Source organism: Alsobacter soli, from assembly GCF_003004785.1.
GTDB classification, from domain to species: Bacteria; Pseudomonadota; Alphaproteobacteria; order Rhizobiales; family Beijerinckiaceae; genus Alsobacter; species Alsobacter soli.
On sequence record NZ_PVZS01000057.1, the window covers coordinates 1 to 7297 of the forward strand.

Annotated in this window: 5 protein-coding genes, 1 tRNA gene and 1 pseudogene; 5 read left to right on the forward strand and 2 right to left on the reverse strand. The window is 67.8% G+C overall.

From position 1 onward, the window contains the following. Window positions 1-263, reverse strand: a pseudogene (locus SLNSH_RS25255) (hypothetical protein); the annotation flags it as partial. A 993-nt stretch (window positions 264-1256) separates the two neighbouring features. Here SLNSH_RS25255 and SLNSH_RS23900 point away from each other — a divergent pair. Further along, the gene (locus tag SLNSH_RS23900) at window positions 1257-3653 is read left to right on the forward strand and encodes an HAD-IC family P-type ATPase (protein ID WP_106340753.1); all 2397 of its coding nucleotides are present in this window, start codon (window positions 1257-1259) and stop codon (window positions 3651-3653) included. Window positions 3654-4075: 422 nt separating this feature from the next. Here the strand turns inward: SLNSH_RS23900 and SLNSH_RS23905 are convergent. After that, window positions 4076-4151 (reverse strand) — tRNA-Ala (locus SLNSH_RS23905). Between the two features lie 185 nt (window positions 4152-4336). On the opposite strand from SLNSH_RS23905, the gene SLNSH_RS23910 reads away from it, so the two are divergent. The 4 genes from SLNSH_RS23910 (at window position 4337) to SLNSH_RS23925 (ending at window position 7052) form a co-directional block, all read left to right on the forward strand. Then, window positions 4337-4627, forward strand: a complete 291-nt coding sequence (locus tag SLNSH_RS23910; protein WP_106340755.1) for a YggT family protein — start codon at window positions 4337-4339, stop codon at window positions 4625-4627. Next, window positions 4627-5007 (forward strand): DUF167 family protein, encoded by a 381-nt coding sequence (locus tag SLNSH_RS23915; RefSeq protein WP_106340757.1) that lies wholly within the window; start codon window positions 4627-4629, stop codon window positions 5005-5007. The genes SLNSH_RS23910 and SLNSH_RS23915 overlap by 1 nt, the downstream gene beginning before the upstream one ends. A gap of 11 nt (window positions 5008-5018) precedes the next feature. Next, window positions 5019-5909: a bifunctional methylenetetrahydrofolate dehydrogenase/methenyltetrahydrofolate cyclohydrolase FolD gene (folD, locus tag SLNSH_RS23920; RefSeq protein ID WP_106340759.1), complete on the forward strand. Its 891-nt coding sequence runs from the start codon at window positions 5019-5021 to the stop codon at window positions 5907-5909. A 90-nt stretch (window positions 5910-5999) separates the two neighbouring features. Then, window positions 6000-7052 carry a MaoC family dehydratase gene (locus tag SLNSH_RS23925; RefSeq protein ID WP_106340761.1) on the forward strand — a complete coding sequence of 351 codons (1053 nt, stop codon included), beginning with the start codon at window positions 6000-6002 and terminating at the stop codon, window positions 7050-7052. The last annotated feature ends 245 nt before the right edge of the window (window positions 7053-7297 follow it).

A 7297-nucleotide genomic window follows, 5' to 3' on the forward strand; every position in this document is an offset into this window, starting at 1 on the left:
GCGTCGGGATCGACGACGATCGTCCCGGGACGTTGTCGGGTGGAATAGCGGACCCGCTGGCGGACGTATCTGGGGGCGAGCCCAGTGTCGTCCCTGCCTGCGAGCAACGGGGCCGATGACGCGGTCTCGCCATCCTCGGATTTGGCCGAGACGGTGGGTCCGACAGGGCGCGCGGCGTTGCATGCCGCCAGGCCCACACAGGCCGCGGCAAGCAGAGCGGGGCGCCGCAGGCTTGGGCCTGCGCGCCGGATGACGCGAAACATTTTAAACTCCTCGACAGAACCTGAGACGGCGTCGCGCGATAGCGCGCGTTCAGGCGACCTGCCGAGGCGGGCGGCGAGGCGGGCTGGCTCCGCACTGGACGCAGAGAGTGAGGTTCCGGGGCGGCCCGATCCGGGCGCTTGCGGGTTCCGGCGCGACCAGGCGTGTGGCCCGGTCAGCCGGCGCGAAGGCGAAGCCCGGCGCGCAGGTCGTGGGTTGACCCGCGAGCACCTTTTTGAGGCAGTTCGAGCTAGTTGGCCCTCCGGTCGAGGGCGCCTTCAGCACCGAGATGCTAGCCTGGAGCGGACTTGCCGCTCCGGACCCATGGAGCGCCCCCAACGACAGGAAGATCGCGCAAAGCAGCGCGAGCGCGCCGCTGACAAGGCGACGGCCTTTCCTGGGGAGGGTGCCTGCCAAAGGCTGCATGGGTATCCTGTGCACGGCGGCGGCAATGAAGCACGACCGGGTGAGGGCGGCAATCGAGCTGACCGTCACGAAAGGGTGAGGCCACTCCCGAGCCTCTTGCACCCGTGTTGAACGAGCTGCTTGATTAGCACATGCTTAAATGACCGTCATCGAGGCAAACCGCGACAAGCCGTCTCAAGAGGCAGCGGACGCATCCACGGCTGGTTCAACCGCCAGCGAACGACCCGGGGACGGTGCGGTGGAGCGTGCACTCCATGGGAACGTCCTCTGCGAGAAGCGGCCCAATCTATTCTGAGTCCCTGGCTATGAACGGGCCGCATGAACCATTCCACCTGGCGCCGCCGTCGCATGGAGTTGGCTCGGTAGCGAGCGAACGCGGGTCGGCCGCGACGGTGCGGCAGCCCCGTCCACGAGAGGCGCTCCCGACAGCGCCCCCGCCATCGGCGAACGGCCGCGGGTCCGACTGTAGGTGAGCGGCGCGGGATCAGGCAGGCACGAACGAGGATCGTTAGGATTGGTCGCCCTTGGCTGGGGAAAACGTAGCCGGAGTACATTGTCGGAGCATCGAGATGACGATCCGCCAAGAGGACGCAAATCGCGGCGTTCGCAAAGGGGCCGTGTCCGGCGCAGCTCTTCATCTCAGAGCCGTAGCGGCCGACGTATTCGAACCGGAAGGTCTCTCGGCGGAGGTGGCCCGACAGCGACTCTCCGCCAACGGTTTAAATGCCACCCCCGATAACGAAGTACATCCGCTCCGACTCGTGGTCCGGAAATTCGTCGCGCCAGTGCCATGCTTGTTGGAAGCTGCCATCGGCCTGCAGATCTTACTGGGCGAGTATGTCGAAGCTTCAGTTGTAGCGGTGCTGCTCATTTTGAACGCGGCGCTCGGATTTGCGCATGAGAGCAGGGCGCGGGCGGCGGTCGCCGCGCTCAAGTCTCGCTTGGCGCTCGTCGCCAGCGTGCGGCGGGACGGCCGTTGGAGCATCATACCGGCTTCCGAGCTTGTGCCGGGTGACGTCGTGAAGCTGTCTCTCGGCATGGTGGTGGGGGCCGATGTGCGCATCGCGACAGGCGCGGTGCTTCTTGACCAGTCCACCCTGACCGGCGAGTCCCTGCCCATTGATGCGGGCCCGGGCCAGGAGACTTACGCGGGCGCGCTCGTCCGTCGCGGGGAGGCTGTCGCGGTGGTTACGGCGACCGGGGCCCGCACCAAGTTTGGCAGGGCCGCCGAACTTGTACGGACAGCCCACGTGGGCAGCGCCCAGCAGCGGGCTGTCTTCAAGGTCGTACGCAACCTCGCCCTGGTGAACGGCGCAATCACGCTCGCGCTCCTGGCCTATGCGCTGTCCTTCCGCATGCCAGTTGCCGAACTTGCGCCGCTCCTGCTCATCGCGGTCCTCGGCACAGTGCCGGTGGCCCTGCCGGCCACCTTTACTCTTGCGTCGGCGCTGAGCGCCAGGGCCCTCACGCGCAAGGGCGTGCTGCCGACCCGGCTGTCCGCCGTTGACGAGGCCGCCGCCATGGACGTCCTGTGCTCGGACAAGACAGGCACGCTAACGCGCAACGAATTGGCGGTGACGACAGTGCGCGCGATGCCTGAATTCACGGATGGGCGGGTGCTTGCGCTCGCGGCGCTGGCGAGTTCGGACGGCGGTCAGGATCCAGTCGACAGGGCGGTCCGCGCCGCGGCGCCGGCCAAAATGCCAGAAGGTTTCAGCCGCACTGCCTTTACCCCATTCGATCCAGCTTTGAAGATATCGGAAGCGGCGGTGAAGGGCCCCGAGGGTGAAAGCCTGCGCATCGTCAAGGGCGCGTTCGCCACAGTCGCGGCGATGTGCGAACCTTGCGCCAAGGCCGCCACGGCGGCCAGCGCGTTGGAACACGCTGGTGACCGGGTCCTCGGTGTCGCCATCGGTCTGAACGGGCGCATGCGTATCGCAGGGCTCTTGGCGCTGAGCGATCCGCCCCGGGAGGACGCCGCGCCCGCCATCAGTGAACTCGGGCGGCTCGGCATACGAGTGCTGATGGTCAGCGGTGACGCCCCCGCTACCGCCCAAGTCGTCGCCCGGGAGGTGGGCATATCCGGCCCAATCTTCCCGGGAGGAGCGATTCGTGAAGACGCTCGGCTAGGCGGCTACGCTGTGTTCGCCGGCGTGCTGCCCGAGGACAAGTTCCGCCTCGTCAAGGCGCTCCAGAGAGAAGGTCACACGGTTGGAATGTGCGGGGACGGAGCCAACGATGCGCCGGCCTTGCGTCAGGCCCAGATCGGCATCGCAGTCCTAACTGCTACAGACGCGGCCAAGTCGGCCGCCGGCATCGTACTCACCGACCCTGGGCTCGGCGGTATCGTGACCGCCGTGCGCGAGGGGCGCGTCGCCTACCAGCGGATCGTCTCCTACACACTCCGCTCGATGATCCAGAAGGTCCGGCAGGTCCTGTTCCTAGCTATCGGGCTCGCCATGACGAGCCACGCGGTTTTGACCCCGATGCAGATGGTCCTGTCGATGATCACGGGCGACTTCTTGGCCTTGTCGGCCACCACCGACAACGTGGAGCCCTCGCCGCGGCCGAACAGCTGGCGAATTGGGAACCTGACCGTCGCCGCTGTCGTGCTCGGCGTTGTCGACCTCGTCTATTCCGCGGCGGTGCTGGCCGTCGGCCAAAAGCTGGATCTGGGACTGGCTGAACTGAGGACGTTGACGCTGGTGATGCTCGTGTTCAATGGGCAGGCCGTGTTCTACGTTGCGCGCGAGCGCCGCAGCATGTGGGCATCGCGGCCGAGCGCCATCGTGCTCGCGTCGTCGCTGGTCGACGTTTCCCTTATCCCTTTGATGGCGTGGCACGGCATCCTGATGGCTCCGCTGCCGTCGGCCTGGATCGTGTCTCTGTTCGGATCGGCTGTCGCCCTCGCCTTCATCCTGGACGCGGCGAAGCGAACGCTCTTCAGGCGCCTTGAGGTGGTTTGACGCCAAACAGGTCAGCGCCGGGACGAACGAACTGTCAGGAGATAGCGGACTTAGATCGCCGCGATGGTGAGCGCCAAGGCAGGTCGGGGTCTGCTTCAGGGCACTTGCGGGGTCGCGCGCACTGTCGGCCGCAATCCGCGGATTGACTGCAACGCTCCCCGCCCCGGAGCGCCTATGGTTTACGACGCGCACTCCCCCCCCCCCGGCCGAGCCGAGCCATGGCCGCCTCCATGATCAGCCCGCCCGATCCTTGTGGGGCCGCCAACGTCGACCCAGACGACGTGTGGCATCTCGGCGCAAGAACAGGGTGCTCATCCAGCTCTCGGGGTACGCACCCTGGGTACCGCCTTGGGTACGCAGGCTGTGACGCGGGCCGGCTAACATGCTGGAAATTATTTGAGAATTTCTGACGTCGGGAACCCTGGTGGAGCTGAGGGGATTCGAACCCCTGACCTCTGCAGTGCGATTGCAGCGCTCTCCCAACTGAGCTACAGCCCCTTCCGGGTGCGGGCCTTTTAGGCAGGGGGCGCCGGGCTGTCAATCGCAATGTTCCGGGCGGCTGCAACTTCGCCATTCGCCTCGCAGGGCGTGGTTGGGACAGCGTGTGTCCGCTGGGCTCTTGTGGGCTGCGGCTCGCCCCGCTATGGCAAAGGACCCGCCTGCTCGACGGAGCCTTCCCAGCAATGCGCGCCATCCTCGACGTGATCCTGCTCGCGCTCGATCTGTACACCTGGATCATCATCGCGTCCGCGATCCTGAGCTGGCTGGTGGCCTTCAACGTCATCAACGTGCGCAACGACGTGGTGCGGATGATCTGGAACGGGGTGTACCAGCTGACCGAGCCCGTGCTGGCGCCCATCCGCCGCCGCCTGCCGGACCTCGGCGGAATCGACGTGTCCCCCATCGTGCTGCTGCTGCTGATCTTCCTGATCCAGCGCGTGATCGGCCTCTACATCTACCCCAACGTGTTCTGATGACGACCGAAACCCCGCAGCCCTGGATCGCCGAGGACGATGGCATCGTGGTCCAGGTCCGGTTGACGCCCCGGGGCGGCAAGGACGCCATCGAGGGGGTCGAAGCGCTCGCCAATGGCAAGCCCGTGCTGAAGGCGCGCGTCCGCGCCGTGCCGGAGGCCGGCAAGGCGAACGCCGCGCTGGCGCGCTTGCTGGCGGACGCCTGCGGGGTGGCGTGCGGCGACGTCGCGCTGACCGCCGGCGGAACCGCGCGGGTGAAGACGCTCCGGATCGCGGGCGAGCCGCAAGCGCTGGCGAGCCGGCTGGAGCAGGCCTGCGGGCCGGCCGGCCGCAAGTCGCGGCCGAAGACCAAGGCCCAAGCGGCCCAGCAGCAAGGCTGAGGAGAACGCCCATGAGCGCTGCGATCATCGACGGCAAGGCGGCGGCGGCCGCGCTGCGGGCCCGCATCGCGGCCCAGGTCGCAGAGCTCATGCAGCAGGGCGTGACGCCCGGGCTCGCGGTGGTGCTGGTCGGCGAGAACCCCGCCAGCCAGGTCTATGTGCGCTCCAAGGCGAAGCAGACCGTGGAAGCCGGCATGCGCTCCTTCGAGCACAAGCTGCCGGCTGAGACCAGCGAGGCGGACCTGCTGAAACTCGTGCGGGAGCTGAACGCCGACGACGCGGTGGACGGCATCCTGGTGCAATTGCCGCTTCCCGCCCACATCAACGCCGAATTGGTGCTGGAGGCCATCGATCCGGCCAAGGACGTGGACGGCTTCCACCCGGTCAACGCCGGCCGGCTCGCGACCGGCGCGCCAAGTCTCGTGCCCTGCACGCCGCTCGGATGCCTCATGCTGCTGAAGCAGCTGAAAGGCGATCTTTCCGGCCTGGAGGCCGTGGTGGTCGGCCGGTCCAACATCGTGGGCAAGCCCATGGCGGCGCTGCTCACGTCCGAAAGCTGCACCGTCACCATCGCGCATTCGCGAACCCGCGACCTTCCGGCCGTATGCCGGCGCGCCGACATCCTGGTGGCGGCCGTGGGCCGGCCCGGCATGGTGAAGGGCGACTGGGTGAAGCCGGGCGCTGTCGTGATCGACGTCGGCATCAACCGCGTCTCCGCGCCGGAGCTCGGCGAGGGCAAGACCCGCATCGTGGGCGACGTGGACTTCGAGTCCGCCGCGGCCGTCGCGGGCGCGATCACGCCGGTGCCCGGCGGAGTGGGCCCCATGACCATCGCGTGCCTGCTGGCCAACACGCTGACGGCGGCCTGCGCCCGCCGGGGCCTGCCGAAGCCGGCGCTCTAGCGTTCCCCGAAGGTCTAGCCGCCCGGGCCTTGCCGCACTGCGGCGGGGCCTGCCACAACTGGCGCCGCGAGCAACCATGCGAGGGCGCCCATGACCACCAAGACCAATCCCGGCCGCTTCTTCGAGGACTTCTCGATCGGCGAGGTGATCCGGCATGCGACCCCGCGCACGATCACGGCGGGGGACGTCTCGCTGTATTCCGCCCTTTATGGCGCGCGCTTCGCCGTCCAGTCGTCGGACGCATTCGCGAAGACCATCGGGTACCGGCACGCGCCGGTGGACGACCTGCTCGTGTTCCATGTCGTGTTCGGCAAGACGGTGCCGGACATCTCCCTCAACGCGGTGGCCAACCTGGGCTATGCGGTGGGACGCTTTCTCGCGCCGGTCTATCCGGGGGACACGCTGCGGACCGTGTCCGAGGTCATCGGCCTCAAGGAGAACTCCAACCGCAAGACCGGCGTCGTCTATGTGCGCTCGACGGGCTTCAACCAGGACGGCGTCGAGGTGCTCGACTACGTGCGCTGGGTCATGGTGCACAAGCGCGACCCGGAGGCGGTCATCGCCGAGGAGCACGTGCCGACGCTGCCGCGCGTGGTCGCGCCCGAGGCGCTCGGCGACGCCTGCCCGGCCATCGATCTCGACGCCTATGACGACGGGCTGGCGGGCAGCTCGGACCGGTGGGACGACTACGAGGTCGGCGAGACGATCGACCATGTGGACGGCATGACGGTGGAGGAGGCCGAGCACATGCTCGCCACGCGCCTCTACCAGAACACCGCCAAGGTGCATTTCGACCAATTGGCGCAGAGCGGCAGCCGCTTCGGCCGCCGTCTGATCTACGGCGGCCACGTCATCTCGCTGGCCCGCGCTCTCAGCTTCAACGGGTTGGCGAACGCCTTCCATGTTGCGGCCATCAATGGAGGGCGGCACGTGGCCCCCCTGTTCGCGGGCGGCACCGTCTACGCATGGAGCGAGATCCTCGACAAACAGCCGCTGCCCGGCCGCGATGACGTCGGCGCCCTGCGGGTGCGTCTGGTCGCCACGAAGGACAAGCCCTGTCGGGATTTTCCGCTCAAGACGGGGGACGAGTACGACCCGGCGGTGATCCTGGACCTGGACCTCTGGGTGCTGATGCCGCGGTGAGGGCGGGCGGCCCCCTGCTGATTCCCCGACCACCTCAGGGCGTTGAGAGGTGATTCCATTCGGATGTGATTCTCTGACCATGAGCATCCCGCCCGTGCCGTGCTCGGTGTGCGCTGCCCCTGGATCCCCTTCCCCTCCGCGGCTGCGCCGCTCCGGCCGGGGATGACGGCCCTGGGAATGGGTCGCCTCCCCTCCGTCCTTGCGAGGAGCGCAGCGACGAAGCAATCCAGGGGCAAGGCGCGGGT